The sequence below is a fragment of the Vibrio salinus genome (genome assembly GCF_021272385.1).
In the GTDB taxonomy this organism is placed as follows: Bacteria; Pseudomonadota; Gammaproteobacteria; order Enterobacterales; family Vibrionaceae; genus Vibrio; species Vibrio salinus.
Window position 1 is genome coordinate 642,592 of record NZ_JAJSDZ010000009.1, and the last position, 14,829, is coordinate 657,420.

The 14,829-nt window shown below is 41.3% G+C and carries 11 protein-coding genes and 1 pseudogene; 7 read left to right on the forward strand and 5 right to left on the reverse strand.

The window, feature by feature from the left end; translation table 11 throughout:
* Positions 1-17 precede the first annotated feature (17 nt).
* Positions 18-2,744, reverse strand: coding sequence for a heavy metal translocating P-type ATPase (locus LRQ06_RS11125; RefSeq protein ID WP_232766393.1), 2,727 nt, complete (start codon positions 2,742-2,744; stop codon positions 18-20).
* 206 nt (positions 2,745-2,950) lie between these two features.
* On the opposite strand from LRQ06_RS11125, the gene gltX reads away from it, so the two are divergent.
* On the forward strand, positions 2,951-4,378 hold the full coding sequence (gene gltX, locus LRQ06_RS11130) for a glutamate--tRNA ligase (RefSeq protein ID WP_232766394.1): 1,428 nt from the start codon (positions 2,951-2,953) through the stop codon (positions 4,376-4,378).
* 229 nt (positions 4,379-4,607) lie between these two features.
* Complete coding sequence (locus tag LRQ06_RS11135) at positions 4,608-5,582, forward strand: OmpA family protein (protein ID WP_232766395.1); 975 nt, start codon at positions 4,608-4,610, stop codon at positions 5,580-5,582.
* 61 nt (positions 5,583-5,643) lie between these two features.
* On the opposite strand, the pseudogene LRQ06_RS11140 reads toward LRQ06_RS11135, so the two are convergent.
* Together LRQ06_RS11140 and LRQ06_RS11145 are read right to left on the reverse strand one after the other, a co-directional pair.
* Positions 5,644-6,148, reverse strand: a pseudogene (locus LRQ06_RS11140) (Fe3+-citrate ABC transporter substrate-binding protein).
* A 282-nt stretch (positions 6,149-6,430) separates the two neighbouring features.
* The gene (locus LRQ06_RS11145; RefSeq protein ID WP_232766396.1) at positions 6,431-6,925 is read right to left on the reverse strand and encodes a MarR family winged helix-turn-helix transcriptional regulator; all 495 of its coding nucleotides are present in this window, start codon (positions 6,923-6,925) and stop codon (positions 6,431-6,433) included.
* Between the two features lie 102 nt (positions 6,926-7,027).
* On the opposite strand from LRQ06_RS11145, the gene LRQ06_RS11150 reads away from it, so the two are divergent.
* Positions 7,028-7,927 carry a DMT family transporter gene (locus tag LRQ06_RS11150; protein ID WP_232766397.1) on the forward strand — a complete coding sequence of 300 codons (900 nt, stop codon included), beginning with the start codon at positions 7,028-7,030 and terminating at the stop codon, positions 7,925-7,927.
* Here the strand turns inward: LRQ06_RS11150 and LRQ06_RS11155 are convergent.
* Positions 7,924-8,703, reverse strand: coding sequence for a hypothetical protein (locus LRQ06_RS11155; protein WP_232766398.1), 780 nt, complete (start codon positions 8,701-8,703; stop codon positions 7,924-7,926). The genes LRQ06_RS11150 and LRQ06_RS11155 overlap by 4 nt on opposite strands.
* A gap of 271 nt (positions 8,704-8,974) precedes the next feature.
* Here LRQ06_RS11155 and LRQ06_RS11160 point away from each other — a divergent pair, with 271 nt between their 5' ends.
* From LRQ06_RS11160 to LRQ06_RS11175, 4 genes are all read left to right on the forward strand, one after another.
* Complete coding sequence (locus LRQ06_RS11160) at positions 8,975-9,595, forward strand: class I SAM-dependent DNA methyltransferase (RefSeq protein WP_232766399.1); 621 nt, start codon at positions 8,975-8,977, stop codon at positions 9,593-9,595.
* A gap of 273 nt (positions 9,596-9,868) precedes the next feature.
* A complete protein-coding gene (locus tag LRQ06_RS11165) occupies positions 9,869-10,843 on the forward strand; it encodes a sensor domain-containing diguanylate cyclase (protein WP_232766400.1) in 975 nt (324 codons plus the stop codon).
* Between the two features lie 169 nt (positions 10,844-11,012).
* A complete protein-coding gene (locus LRQ06_RS11170) occupies positions 11,013-12,215 on the forward strand; it encodes a pepsin-like aspartic protease (protein ID WP_232766401.1) in 1,203 nt (400 codons plus the stop codon).
* Entirely contained in the window at positions 12,212-12,991 is a 780-nt protein-coding gene (locus LRQ06_RS11175; RefSeq protein WP_232766402.1) for an avidin/streptavidin family protein, read from the forward strand. The genes LRQ06_RS11170 and LRQ06_RS11175 overlap by 4 nt, the downstream gene beginning before the upstream one ends.
* A 65-nt stretch (positions 12,992-13,056) precedes the next feature.
* Here LRQ06_RS11175 and LRQ06_RS11180 read toward each other — a convergent pair whose 3' ends face one another.
* Positions 13,057-14,709, reverse strand: coding sequence for a methyl-accepting chemotaxis protein (locus LRQ06_RS11180; protein WP_232766403.1), 1,653 nt, complete (start codon positions 14,707-14,709; stop codon positions 13,057-13,059).
* Between the last annotated feature and the right edge of the window lie 120 nt (positions 14,710-14,829).

Consider the following 14,829-nt stretch of genomic DNA (forward strand, 5'->3'; position numbering starts at 1 on the left):
AATTCGTGGATTTGGGATTAGCTATCCGGGTCAAAGAATCTTAACCGGTTCGCATTACTTACTACGGTAATGGAAGAAAGTGCCATTGCTGCCCCTGCTATTACCGGGTTAAGAAGAAAACCGGTCAGTGGAAATAAAATGCCAGCGGCTACCGGTATTCCAAGCGCATTATAGATAAAGGCACCAAACAGGTTTTGTTTAATGTTTCTGAATGTTGCTTTTGACAGCTTAATGGCTTTGATTACCTGTTCCGGTGACGGGGTTAGTAATGTCATCTGGGCGCTTTCAATAGCTACATCGCTTCCTTCCCCCATGGCGATTCCAATATCAGCTTTAGCAAGTGCCGGCGCATCATTTATGCCATCACCAACCATTGCTACGGTTTTTCCCTGTTTCTGGAGTGCAGAAATGTGCTGAGCTTTTTCATCCGGAAGAACTTGTGATATAACCGTTTGTATGCCCAGTGATTTTCCGATTGCCTGCGCGACGGATGACTGATCTCCTGTTAGCATCACAGTTTCAATTCCCATTTGGTTTAACCGGCTTATGGTTTCTTTAGCGGCGGTTCTTAGTGTATCTGACAGAGCGAAGATACCCAGAAGTTTGTTGTCGATTGACAGGCCTATCGGGGTCTGGGCAAGTTGTTCGTATCTGACCAGTTCATCACTGACTCCGCTTATATCGATTTCCTGACTTTTCAGATAAGCAACCGATGCTATTAAGACGTTCTGATTATGATAGGAGGCAGACAGTCCGCGTCCTCGGAGGTTGTGAAAATCGTCAATGATCAGCGGGGTGATATTTCTTTCCTGAGCATACCGGCAAATGGCTTTCGCTAACGGATGATCGGAATTTTTTTCCAGCGCATAAGCAATGGACAACAGCTCCTGCGTGTTCTCGGTGAGCGCTTTAAAGTTCTGAACGTCCGGTTTCCCTTCTGTGAGTGTGCCGGTTTTATCAAAGACCACCGTATCAATTGTGCTGGCCGTTTGTAGTGCTTCTGCATCTTTGATGAGAATGCCCATTTCGGCCGCTTTACCGATTCCGACAGTCACCGATAACGGGGTTGCTAAACCTAATGCACAGGGGCAGGCAATGATCAGAACTGTGGTTGCGACAACCAGCATATAGTTTATTTTTGGGTCGGGTCCGGCAATGAACCAAATGAGAGCAGAAAAAATAGCAATGCTCACCACGACAGGGACAAAAACCGCCGAAATTCTATCTGCTAATTTCGCTATTTCCGGTTTGCTGCTTTGGGCAGTGCGAACCATGTGTATTATGCGGGCAAGCATCGTTTCTGAACCAATGCCGGTGGTTTTTACAATCAGGCTTCCGTCCTGATTGATTGTGCCGGCGGATACTTTGTCTCCGGATTTTTTTTCGGCCGGAATGGGCTCGCCTGTCAGCATGGACTCGTCAATATATGAACGACCTTCAATGATTTCCCCGTCTACCGGAATTTGTTCGCCTGATTTTATATGAATCACCATTCCCGGTTTGATTTGTTCGATGGGGACATTTTTTTCTTGTTCCTCGATAAGAACGGTCGCATTTTTCGGTTGCAGCTTTATCAGCGCCTGCAGCGATAACGTCGTTTTGGCTTTGGCCGTTGATTCGATGGCATGACCCAGTGAAATCAAACCAATAATCATCGCGCTGGCTTCAAAATAAACATGCCGGGCCTGAGCCGGGAACCAGTCCGGGAATAAGACGACAAATGTAGAGTAAAGCCAGGCTGCTCCGGTTCCCAGAGCAACAAGAGTGTCCATCGTCGCTCTTTTATGTTTGAGGGATTTCCATGCGTTAGTGTAAAAAGCTTTCCCGGATGTCATCAATAATAACAGGCAGAGAAGAGCGACGATGCCCCAGCCAATTTGATCATTCAATGTGGTTATCATCATACTGCCACCCAATACGCCCCAAAGCATAATCGGAAGGCCAATGAGCAGACCAAAGAGTGCATGCCGTTTGTGCTGCTTAATGATATGTTGCTGCTGGTTTTGCAATCTGGCCTGTTGTGTCTCCGGCTTATCAACCAGCTCCGCCTGATAACCAGTGTTATCAACCGATTGTAAAAGTGATTGTATTTCGATGTCACGGGAGGAAAAAACGATGGCACTCTGTTCTGCCAGATTCACCTGGGCTCTGTCAACATAGGGAACGGCTGTGAGTGCTTTTTCCACAGAAGAGACGCAGCTCGCGCAGGTCATGCCTTTAATCAACAGATGTGTTGTTACAGGGGAGGAAGTCGTCTTTTCGGAGTGCCGGTCTTTTTTTTGTGTCGCTTCAGAACCGATAGTTTTTTTGTTATCCGTTATCGGTTCTTCCTGTTCGGTCTTTGTTTCAGAAGATCCGGAAATGGTTATGTCTTTTGCTTCAAAGCCAACTTCAGAAACCAGCGTTTTTATTTGGGCTGGACTTAATGCGGTTTCCAGTGTCATCTGTTCTTTTTCCACAATGAGATGACGAATATCTTCAGAACTACCCAGATGTTTAGTCAGTTTGTTGACACACCCACCACAATGAAGCCCGGACAGCTGATAACTCTGTTTGGCAACGGAGTACCCTATGGATTCTATTTGCTGAGCAACATCCTCAAATGATGCCTCAATATCCATAGAAATAAAGGTGGGTGACAGCTGAGAAATTTCGACATTGAAAGCTTTTTTCAGACTGTTTTCCAGTTTTTTAGCGCAGCCCATACAGTTTAATCCACTCAAGGGTAGTGACATATGGTTCATGATCGTCTCTTTGTCTTTCAGGGGTTCTTTAAAAGATAAACCTTAACGTCGGGGGAAGGTCAAGAATAATCACAGATAGGTTTTCAGCTTTAATGATAATTTAAACGGGAGAGTCATTGTCGTTATTAACTTTCGGGTGCTAGAATACCGCCCAAAAAGTGACTTAAGCTGAATTCTCGGCTTAGTTTGAATCTAAGGTAAATCATATGACGGTTAAAACTCGTTTTGCACCAAGCCCGACTGGCTTTTTACATGTAGGCGGTGCCCGCACTGCTTTATATTCCTGGTTATACGCAAAAAACCAAGGCGGAGAATTTGTTCTACGTATCGAAGATACTGACTTAGAACGTTCAACTCAGCCTGCTGTTGATGCGATTCTTGAAGGTATGAGCTGGCTTGGACTGGAATGGGATGAAGGTCCTTATTACCAGACCAAACGTTTTGATCGTTATGATGAAGTTGTTGAGAAACTATTGGCTGAAGGGAAAGCCTATAAGTGTTATGCACCTAAAGAATTATTAGATGAAGTTCGTGCGGAACAGGAAGCCAATAAACAAAACCCAAGATATGATGCAAATCACCCTAAAATTAAAGCCGTGAATGATGCTGCGAAAGAGGGTGATCCCTGTTGTGTTCGTTTCCGTAATCCAACGGAAGGCAGCGTTATTTTTGATGATAAGATTCGTGGCCGGATTGAAATCAGCAATAGCCAGTTAGATGATTTGATTATTCGCCGGACGGATGGTTCTCCGACCTATAACTTTTGTGTGGTCGTTGACGATTGGGATATGAAAATCACTCACGTAGTCCGTGGTGAAGACCACATCAATAACACAGCCCGCCAGATCAATATTTATAAAGCACTTGGCGCAGAGATTCCTACTTTTGCACATTGTGCAATGATTTTAGGAGACGATGGGGCTAAATTGTCAAAACGTCATGGTGCTGTTTCTGTTATGCAGTACCGTGATGAAGGTTATTTACCGGAAGCGCTTTTGAACTATCTGGTTCGTCTCGGCTGGTCTCATGGTGATCAGGAAGTCTTTACCATTGACGAAATGATCCAGCATTTCAGTCTGGATGCGATCAGTAAATCTGCGTCAGCATTCAATACGGATAAATTACTTTGGTTGAATAACCACTATATAAAAACGTCAGATCCCAGCCATGTTGCTGAACATCTGGAGTGGCATTTTAACGATCAGAACATTAATAAAGAAACCGGTCCGGCAATGGAAGCGGTCATTAAACTTGTCGGTGAACGTTGTCATACACTGGTCGAACTGGCGCAACAGTCCCGTTATTTTTATGAAGATTTTACCGAGTTTGACGCAACGGCAGCGAAAAAACATCTACGGGGAGTGGCAAAAGGACCACTAACACTTGCTCTTGAAAAAATCGAAGCCATTAATGGCTGGACGGCTGAAAATCTGCATAAAGTAATCGAAGAAGTATGTGCAGAACTTGAAGTTGGAATGGGCAAGGTCGGTATGCCTCTCCGTGTGGCAGTTACCGGTGCCGGACAGTCGCCTTCAGTGGATGCAACGATGGCATTAATAGGTAAGAAACGTGTGGTTGAGCGTATCAAAATGGCGCTGGAATTCATTGCTCAGCGCGAAGCAAACAACGCTTAGAACTTTTTAGTCTAGTCCAAAAAAGAGTAAACCGTAGTGGAAACGCTGCGGTTTTTTTATTTCCAAACACTATATTTACCACTTAAATCGAACTGCTCAAAAAAGTAACAATTACTTGACATAGTGATATTTTAACCCTGTACTTAATACTATACATTACCTATATGCTAATTGCGCATAGGGTGTGAAACGTTCGTTTCTCGGACATTCATTTCAGAGGAAGATAACAATGAAAAAGTTGGCAGTCGTTTCTATGTCATTGCTTGCCGTATCGACAGCATCAATGGCGTCAATGGCAGATGGTATTTATGTCGGTGCAAAAGAGGGGGCATCCTGGTTTAACGGGGCATGTTCTTCTTCTGGTGCATGTGATGATAACAAAATAGGTCTGGGTGGTTTTGTCGGCTACGAGATGACTGACTATCTGGGAATCGAAGCCGGATACGATTATCTTGGCAAAATTGTTGGTTCAGGTATTAATAATCGTTCGGTTAGTGCTATTACTCTTGCACCGAAATTCAGTTTGCCTGTTTATGATCACTTTTCCGCGTACCTGAAAACGGGTGGTGCTTATGTTGATTATGGTCAGGAACAGGATATGTCTTATCTTGCTGCCGTAGGTGCTGAGTACGCAATTAACCGTCATCTGACAGCCCGTCTGGAATATCAGAAACTGACCGACATTAACAACGATGTCGTTAAAGCAAACAACAATTTCATTACCCTGGGTGTGTCTTATAAGTTTGGTGGTGCTGAGCCGGAACCCGTTGTTGTTCGGGAAGAACCGGTTGCTGAGCCTGAGCCGGAACCCGTTGTTGCACCGCAGCCAGTTGTTCATACGTACAAAAAATCACTGAACAGTTCTGACAGTTTCGCACTGAACAGTGCTGTATTAACCGATTCAGCGAAAACCCACCTGCAGGAAGTGATTACCTTTATGAATACATATCCGCAGGCCATGGTCACCATTGTCGGTCATACGGACTCAACCGGTTCTATGAAGTATAATCAGATGTTGTCTGAACAGCGCGCAAATGCCGTTGCTACGTACCTGGAAGAAAATGGTATTGATTCAACACGGATTATGGCTGAAGGGAAAGGTGAGCTTGAACCTATTGCGTCAAATGAAACCCGGATGGGAAGAGAGCAAAACCGACGTGTAGATATTACGATTCCGGAATTTGAATATAAAGTGGTTGAATAGCACTCATTATATTTATGGGCACAGGTCTGAGTAATAATGTTGTGCTTGCTGTTATTCAGGCCTATTTCAGATCAATGCTATTGAGTCTTCCCATGTATATCAGAATATCAAGGTATTCCTGATGGGCATCTAGGAGGGCTTTTTTCGTTTTGGTATAAGCTGCCAGTTTTCCGTGTTTATTGATAGAACAAACTACACTTTTAAAGTGGCACTTGCCATCGTTATCGTAAGTTCGCCAGGCTGCTATATAGCAGGCATCACGATACTCAGGGTTTTCTTTTGTCGGGCGGGGTTTATAGATGATTTTGGGTTCTAAGCTATGGGGAAGTCGGGTCATCAGAAACGGATCTTTCAGTAGCATTCGCCAGTGTTTTCCCCACATTTCTCTGCCTAACTCATTACGGAGCTTAATGGCTTTCTTTAGCCCTCTAGTTTCACCAATGCGAACGAAACCGACAACGGTGAAGTACCTTATCCTCCGGTGTATGGATATGTATTTTGTACGCTGTCTTCGCTTTTGAAATAAAGCGGTGACCGGTATTGGTTTCCAGGTTACTTTTTTTCATTCGCAGATATCTATAGTTTTGTTAATAACCATACTAGATCAAATTAAAGCTCAGGTGAAGCGAATCACTTTAGGTGTCGGGTAACTCTAACATTCGTGTTTGAGCCAGCCTGTCTGGATGTTGACAGGAGGCATTATTTTACTGACTAGTATAAAGAGGATTCAAGCTGTCAGTGTCTTATTTTTAATATTAATAATAAAACAGAAATATTTCATCTGAATGCTGAACCTCTGTATTTTCTGGCTGATCATGAGAGAGCTTGTGAATATTACAAGTTTAATCTCATTTTTGAGGCAGTTCAAACTCTCTTAACCAGTCTTTAAGTATTTCATTTACATATTCTTTTTTATCTTCGTTCAGGCACTCTAACAGGCCGTGCTGTGTTTCGACGTGAGCAACTAATGCCCTGTCAATCAGCTGCAGCCCTTGTGGTGTTAGCTGAATTGAAACACTACGTCTGTCTTCTTTATTATGCTGACGGGTGATCAACTGCTTATTTTCTAGTTTATCCAGACGGTTAGTCATAGCCCCGGAAGTAAGTAATAAGCTGCTGAGCAGCTCTGAAGGAGTCAACGCATAAGGGTTTCCTGCTCTTCTCAGTGTTGCTAATACATCAAATTCACCCAGCTTTAAGCCAAATTGATGGTGAGTTTGACTGATTTCTGTTTCCAGATGTTTACTTAGCCGTAGCAGACGACCAAGTATCCCCATGGGAAGCGTATCGAGTTCTGGCTTCTCTATAGCCCATTGATTCAGAATTCGGTCAAGTGAGTCCATTTTGATTCCTGAAGAGTAAATCTTCACATAAAGATACTTTACAATGAATAAAAAGCAACTATGATAACAGTTAAGATATATCTTAATGTAAAGATTCTTAATATGAATTTATTGTTGGCTTTTATTGCTTCTTTTTTGTGGGGTACCACGTATTCCGTTACTCAGGCGTATTTGTCCGGATGGCCTCCATTGCTTCTTGGTGCGCTGAGAGCGTTTCCGGCCGGTTTGATTCTTCTGGCCCTGAGGCCCGTAGTACCTTCTATTGGTGTATTGGTGAAACTCAGTGTGACCGGAGTCATTAACATTGGCATTTTCTTTATCTGCATTTTTGTTATGGCGCTGACCCTTCCTTCTGCGATCTCCAGCGTCGGAATGATGTCTGTTCCGGTTTTTGCCATGCTTATTCAATGGATATTAACCAGAAAAAAACCGTCAATGTTGCAGATTATTTCAGGTATTGGGTTGATTTTGATTGCCGGGCTGCTGTTTAACCCTCAATCAATTTCATTGAATCCTATTGGGTTGGTTGCTTTGTTGGTCGCTGTGTTATGCATTGTTACCGGGAGCTTACTGACTCAGAAAATGGGAATGAAGACGCATTGGTGGAGTATCGTGACCTGGCAGCTACTAGCCGGTGGTTTTATCCTTGTATTACTGTCTGCCGGTGATGCTTACATTCATCCGGATGAATATCTTTCTGTATGGAACCGCTTATCTTCTGATAACTTATCCGGGCTTTGCTGGATTATTCTGATGAATACTGCTTTTGCCTACTCATTGTATGTGTGGACATTACAGAAAATTTCGTTGGTTGAATTTACTTTTTCCGGTGTTGCTAATCCGATGGCTGGAATTTTGTGTGGACTGGTGCTATTAGGGGAAAGTTATTCTCCCTTTCAGTATGCTCTGATGGTGGGTATGATCGCGATGTCATTGTTGCCCAATATCGTTAAATCTCTTGTCGCCAGAAAGTCCGAAGGATCCCTGGCTTCAAAGAATTAGATGATAAAGGCAAAAGTTTTTAATGCGCTGACACTCATATCTACTGGTTCGATGTTGGTTTCTTCCAGAGAATATTTTACGTTTAAAAGCATTCTGGTAATCAACACTTCAAAAGAAAAGTTTGAGTGATCAAAAAGGGTTTCCCGGCCCTGTTTTATATAATTCAGCTCATTGATGGTGTTCAGATCCCTGGTTGGGTTTTTCATCAACTCAACTTGCCAGTTGTTTTGCCAGGTCAGAAATATATATTTTCCTTCGTTGTCTTTATTAGTGAGTATTTTCCATCTGACAACCTGTAAATATTTATACAATTGTTGTAGCGATTTAGAATTGTACTCAATTGCCGTAAATTTATGATCTGTGCTTAAATCGTATGCTTTATAGATGATTTTGTATAAGCCCAGAATGAGAAGGTCGTTACGATATTTCACATGCTCAGGGGAAAAGGCATAATGCAGATATTCGTTTTCTGTGGTTAGTTCTTTGTCATCCTGAATAAGATTGATGGTGTTTTTGCCGGAATCGATTTCCTGAACGATTTTATCTTTTAATTCCGGATCAAAAGAATAAGGGTTCCTGAGATCCAGTTTTCTTTTGTATGCTTTGAGATCTTCAATAACACCATCTTTATATTTATCTATCTCAGAAGCAGACGATGTCTGAATGATTTTTTTCAGGTCTCCCTGTTTAACGGAGCATCCCTGAGAGAGCAGACATAAAAAAAAGACGCTACAAATGTAAATGGCTTTTCGGAAAAACAGTGTATTTGTTGTCATTGGGTCATTTACTGCATCAAATCATTTCGTGTTATCGTGCTCAGTTGTTTATAGCATACTGAATGGATAAGTGTCTAATTATGTGTATTTCGATTATTATTTATTGTATGCCAGAATAAAATAACAAGGAAACATTTCATTACGTTAATTTGTTAAGTTTGTTAATAACAAGGCTTCAGAATTGAAGTCGAAGTTGCATTTGGTTTCGAATGACAGGCGACGGGAATGGTACGTTACCTGCGGGGATAGGCTCCAGAGGGGGAACGAGAGAATGGATAATTATTTTGATAAAGCCGCCGGTCTTTGGGATAAGGATCCGATGAAAGTAGATCGGGCAGCAACAACAGCAAGAAAAATTAAGAGTCTTTGTTTTCATTCTACGAACAGTGTGGTGGATTTTGGCAGCGGAACGGGGTTGCTGGGCGTTCATCTGAAAGATATTTTTGATCATGTTCACCTGGTCGATTCTTCAAGTGAAATGTTGCGAATAGCAGATGAAAAAATTGCCAAGGCAAATATCAGTAATATTTCGACGCACTGTGTTGATAAACTATCAAAGCTGGGAACCCGGTTTTCCGCGGTTACCACTCTGATGGTTCTTCATCATATTGATAATATTAAGGCGTTTTTTGCAGAGGCTTTTTCTGCACTAGAGGAAAATGGCACGTTGATTATTGCTGATCTTTATAAAGAGGATGGATCTTTTCATAAGAGCAACGCTTCATTTTCCGGTCATAATGGATTTGATACCTCTGAGCTTTCAGAGATTGCAGAGCAAGCGGGGTTCTCTGTTGAAAGTGTCGAGCCATATTTTGAAATCCGAAAAGAAAATTATCATAAAGAAGTAGTCTCTTATCCCTTGTTTTTGTTTGTTGCCATAAAACAAGGATAAATTTTTCAATCTCTTTCTTTTAGGTTTATCTGCTTCTTTCTATTATATTAACGTTCCTGAGTTTTGTTTCATTATGCATTGGGGAAAAATATTTTTCATCTTATCTGATAGGAAAGTCAAAAATGAGAATATGATATTTTATTGTATTTTTTATTGATACAAACAATCAGAATTCGACTACGTTTAATTGAGATCATTCTAATATTAGTTAAAGACACATCATAAAAGGATTATGGTGAGCATTTTGACGATCTTAATTAATAGGAAAAGTCGATGGAGCAGATTAACCGTTATTATACTATTCTTGATGCATTACCTGATCATATTTTTGTATTCACAGAATCGGGTCGATATATTAAGGTTTTTGGTGGTGATGAAAATGCGACGGGTTTTGACTGTAAATCATTTATCGGGAAGCTGCTGTATGACGTCATTCCCTCCGAGCTGGCTGAGGTTTTCCTTTCCTATATTCTCGCAGCTCTCGAAACTGATAGTACTCAAAAACTAAAGTATAAATTTGATTGGCAAAGCATGCCGGATCTTCCTTCTAATGTTGATTGTCCATCAGAGCTTTGGTTTGAGGGTATCGTCAAACCACTGGGTTTTATTCATGGTGGTGAGCGGACCGTTTTATGGATTGCGAAAAACATAACTCAGCAATATGTTCTGGAACAGAAGTTAAAAATGTTGTCTGAAATTGATGAACTGACGAATGTTCTGAATCGCCGTTCATTTTCTTATTCCCTGAATGATGCTATTGATGAATACAGTCAGTTTGGCCGAGTTTTTTCGTTGGCTATGTTTGATATTGATAAATTTAAGCGGATTAATGACACTCTGGGTCATGCTTTGGGTGATGAGATTATCAGACATGTGGTTAACGTTGTTCAGGAGGAACTGCGATCATGTGATTCTATTGGGCGGCTTGGTGGTGATGAGTTTGCTATTATTTTAAGAGATTCTAATCAGGATAATGCGTATAAGGTTGCTGAAAAATTACGCTCAGTCGTTGAAAATAGTATTTGTGATCTTTGTCATTACGAAGTGCAGGTGACGATTAGCCTCGGTATTTCTGAAGTAATTCCGGAAGATGTTGATAGTCGTAATATTGCAACCAGGGCAGATAAAGCGATGTATCATTCAAAAATGAACGGATGTAACAGAACCAGTTTGTTTGATGAGAGTATTGATAAGTTGGATACAGATATTTCTAAGTGCTCTTGGGTTTCGATAAAAAAAGAGATTTAACATTTCATATCCGGTAGTTTCTTGTTATCTAAAAAATAACTGCTCACTTGTTCAATATATTATTTTAAATAGTGTATTGTTTTTAATTTTATTATTTATTTAAGAAATAAAATTAAATTTTATCACCTTAAATAAAGTATCTTTTTATTTTTTATTAATGGAATACTGTATGAATAATAATTGGAGTTGTTCACCCGGACTTGTTGTTAAAATGGAAAGAGGGCCGTTTCAGGATAATGGTGCTACGCCCTGGTATTGTGTGATGGGGATTGGGACACCGCCTCAGCCATTGTATATTTGTTTTGATACCGGAAGTAATTTTAACTGGGTGACGTCGTCGCTTTGTGGTCCGGATCGCTGTGTTCACTATGCCGGACATAAGTTTAATATTGAGTGTTCAGCGTCTTTTGACTGGATTGATCAATCAAAACAACTGGTGAGTTTCGGTCCCTGGGGAGATATGTATGCAGAGTTAGGTTCTGATTTTCTGTCATTATCCGGGGCTGAGTCATTAAATCTCCGGGCTAATATTTTGATGGCTTCTGAATACAATGCTATACAGTTTCAGGAGCTGGACTGGGATGGTGGAATCGGACTAGCGAGTAGTCAACAGAGTGCTCCATTTAGTGCTCTTCCTGGGAAGCTTCCGTTTCGTTCTTATGATGCATCAACGGTTTCTGCTGACGTTACTGAAAGTTTCGATGACGAGTTTCATTTTTTCCTTAAATTAATGAAGAATGGTATGGTCAGTAAAGACATGCCATTCATTTCTTTTATTAACGATTCGGAGCAGGGATACGTCGGATTTGGTGTTCTTGATGAAAATTATCAGGATTCTCTGGATTACGTTTTTCTTCCCTGGGAATGTTATCAGGAAGCGGCCTGTTATTTGTGGAGTACCGGGAATGCTTCAGTTAGTGTCGGTGGCGATGTTGTGGGTTCCGGTTTGTTCTTTGCGCTTGATAGCGGTTCTTCCCAGTTTAAGGGCGATTCAGGAACATTAGGCGTCTTACAAAAAATGACCGAATCGGATAATCCTGAGATTACCATAAACCTGAAAGATACAAATGGGAACGATTATGCTGAATTGAAGGTGACCAGTGACATCTATAAATGTGAAATTGAGGCAGGGCAATATAAAGGTGAGGTAAAAACGCAGTTTGAGCCATTAGCTAATGCCGACAAAATGTTGTTGGTCGGATCGGTAATCATGGATCATCTTTATACCGTTTATGAATACTCTGTACGTGATGAAAATCATCTGGATCCGGTTGGTATGTGGATTTTCAATAAACCGGACGGGCCTGTGATTATTACCAACCGGCAAGCCCGACCTGCTTCTATTTTTAATCGTGGTGGAGGAAATTCATGAATAATAATTTATCAGGTGTCTGGAATAATACTTATGGGTCGGTCATGACTCTCCGGGAAGATGGCAACCGGATCTTGGGGACGTATTCTTCGCATACTGGCTCTACCGGGACGTATTTATTGGTAGGGAGCTGCACTTCCCGGGCGCCTACTTCAAAAGCCGGTCAAAGTGTCGCCTTTTCAATTTTCTGGCGGAATGTTCAGGAAGGAACACCGGATGAAAGCTGGCACTGGACTGGTTCGATGACAGGGCAGCTTCTTGCCAGCGGAACCATGATCGTTGAAAATTCAATTGTGGTATCGGTTCCCTTTGAGCAATATCAAACCGGGAATTATGTTGATGAACTGACATTTACAAAACAGGATAATACGACCGATGCTTCTGAATTACAGTCATGCTTTTTTGGTAATGATGGCTCAGAACCGGGGCAGATTGCGTATCTGTTACAGGCAGTATGGGAGAATGCCGATACGCAGATAACGATTGGTCGGGTCAATTCAGAAACAGGTCTGACGGAAGCTGAATTAACTGAAAATGGAAAAACGGTTTCCCTGCTTGGATTTATAGATTGTTTTGCAGAAGCCGGGATGGCTCAGAGTTTTTCTTTTTCCGGATATGACAGTGAAACAGAAGAAACCATGTCGCTTTCCGGGCAGCTTAATCATGGCTGTAAAGATATCATGGTGTATAAGTGGTTATCACGCTCAACTGCACCGGATGATAGCTTTATGCAAACCAGAATTTGCTCTGTACTTTTAACAAAATATGACGAGTGACCTGATAATTCAGATAACTCATAGAGTGTTAAAATATGAGTTATCTGAATGTTGTGATGCTTCGTTTAAATTTTAAAAATACTCACTTCTTTATCCAGCTTTTCGATATTGGCTGAAATTTCTTCTGTTTTCGTTATTGAGAGTTCCACATTTTCCTGACTGTGTTGTGCCCGTTCCTTCATGCTGTTGACATTGTCGTTAATAATGGCAACAACATTACTTTGTTCTTCGGTGGCGGCGGCTATCTGGACAGAGAAATCGGTAATTTTAGTCACACTTTCTATGATTTTATTTAGTTCATCAACGGTATTTTGGGCGGATTCGGATGTTTTTTGAGCGATCTCTTTACCAGTTCGTACATTTGATACCGCCTGCTGAACCCCGTCATTGAGTTCGTTTAACGTAGAATGGATAGACGAAGTCGATTGTTGGGTTTTCTGAGCCAGTTGTCTGACTTCATCGGCAACAACGGCAAACCCTCTGCCACTTTCACCGGCTCTTGCAGCTTCTATGGCGGCATTTAAAGCGAGAAGGTTGGTTTGCTCGGCTATTCCCATAATTACATCCAGCACATTGTTTATGGCCTGACTCTTTTCCTCTAAGTCGGTGACAACAGCGGTAATATTTTCCATTGATTCCGAAAGTTCTTCGATGGTGGTGACCGTTTCCCGGATCCTTTCATTGGATGTGGAGACTGTCTCTTTTGAATAGCTGGATTCTTCCGATGATTTTTGGGACTGCTGAGCGACTTCATTGATGGCAATATTCAGCTCATTCATGGCTTCAGATAACTCATTGACGGCGGAGTTTTGTTCAGTAGATGTTTGTCCGTTTTTGGTAATCAAATCTGATACGGCCATATTGTTGTCTACGATATGGTGAGTTTGTGTGGTTATGTCTGTCATCGTTGAGCGGATTTTTTCTAAGAAATTGTTAAATGCCTGACTTACATTAGCAATTTCGGTGTCACCGTTAATTTCCAGTTTAAAGGTTAAGTCTCCCCCTCGGTCTGCCAGTTCCTGGAATTTATTTTTCAATTCGATAAGTTGTTTTTTAACGACTCTAGGTATAGCAAATAAAAAGAAAACACCGATAAGAATGGCAATACCAGTTGTGATGATAATCAGTTTTTGCTGTGTAATTTCTATCTGATGGGCCTGTTTGGTAAGAATGGTTTGCTTGCTACCGACTTCTTCGCCGAACTTGTCATAATACGTTCTGAGTTTACTGAATACAGTATCCTGCTTTTCGGAAAGGAGTTTGTAGGCTTCATCTAACCGGTTCTGTTTTGATAGCTCTAACACATCTTTGGTGATATTTTCCCATTGACTGAATGCATTGGTAAAATCTTTGTGATTGTCCGGGATTAACAGTACCCCATCGATAGATGCGTGCTTTCTGGCGTTCAGCATCCTATTGTATGCCTGATCTTTGTTTTCTGTATACAGGTCCAGATATTTCCCGGCACTGGCTTTGTCACCATGCTCCAGTTTAGCAATATAGTCTTTTAATGCCATAACAGACTGGTACAGATCCCGGTCTGCATTAAGTACCATGATGGCAGAAGGGGTTAAGTGGTCTGTCAGTCTAACCGTATTTTCTGAAAGTTCCGCGTTTGTTTGCAGTGCTTCAAACGATAAAATAATGATAAGGGTAATGAGTGCCAGTATTGGCATCGATATCAGTTGCGAAATTTTTAATTTTTTTATGTTGAGCATGAAGAAAAGTCCTGATGACTGTAAATGAAAGTAATACCTATAAATTTAGTCCAAAAAATCAGGGTTTCTATTAATAATCTATTAATAAATAGCGACTTTAGTGAAATAGCTCATACTGAT

Bases quoted from the DNA above. Each gene is read 5' to 3' on its own strand.
- LRQ06_RS11125 (WP_232766393.1), bottom strand. From the start codon at position 2,744: ATGAACCATATGTCACTACCCTTGAGTGGATTAAACTGTATGGGCTGC.
- gltX (WP_232766394.1), top strand. From the start codon at position 2,951: ATGACGGTTAAAACTCGTTTTGCACCAAGCCCGACTGGCTTTTTACAT.
- LRQ06_RS11135 (WP_232766395.1), top strand. From the start codon at position 4,608: ATGAAAAAGTTGGCAGTCGTTTCTATGTCATTGCTTGCCGTATCGACA.
- LRQ06_RS11145 (WP_232766396.1), bottom strand. From the start codon at position 6,925: ATGGACTCACTTGACCGAATTCTGAATCAATGGGCTATAGAGAAGCCA.
- LRQ06_RS11150 (WP_232766397.1), top strand. From the start codon at position 7,028: ATGAATTTATTGTTGGCTTTTATTGCTTCTTTTTTGTGGGGTACCACG.
- LRQ06_RS11155 (WP_232766398.1), bottom strand. From the start codon at position 8,703: ATGACAACAAATACACTGTTTTTCCGAAAAGCCATTTACATTTGTAGC.
- LRQ06_RS11160 (WP_232766399.1), top strand. From the start codon at position 8,975: ATGGATAATTATTTTGATAAAGCCGCCGGTCTTTGGGATAAGGATCCG.
- LRQ06_RS11165 (WP_232766400.1), top strand. From the start codon at position 9,869: ATGGAGCAGATTAACCGTTATTATACTATTCTTGATGCATTACCTGAT.
- LRQ06_RS11170 (WP_232766401.1), top strand. From the start codon at position 11,013: ATGAATAATAATTGGAGTTGTTCACCCGGACTTGTTGTTAAAATGGAA.
- LRQ06_RS11175 (WP_232766402.1), top strand. From the start codon at position 12,212: ATGAATAATAATTTATCAGGTGTCTGGAATAATACTTATGGGTCGGTC.
- LRQ06_RS11180 (WP_232766403.1), bottom strand. From the start codon at position 14,709: ATGCTCAACATAAAAAAATTAAAAATTTCGCAACTGATATCGATGCCA.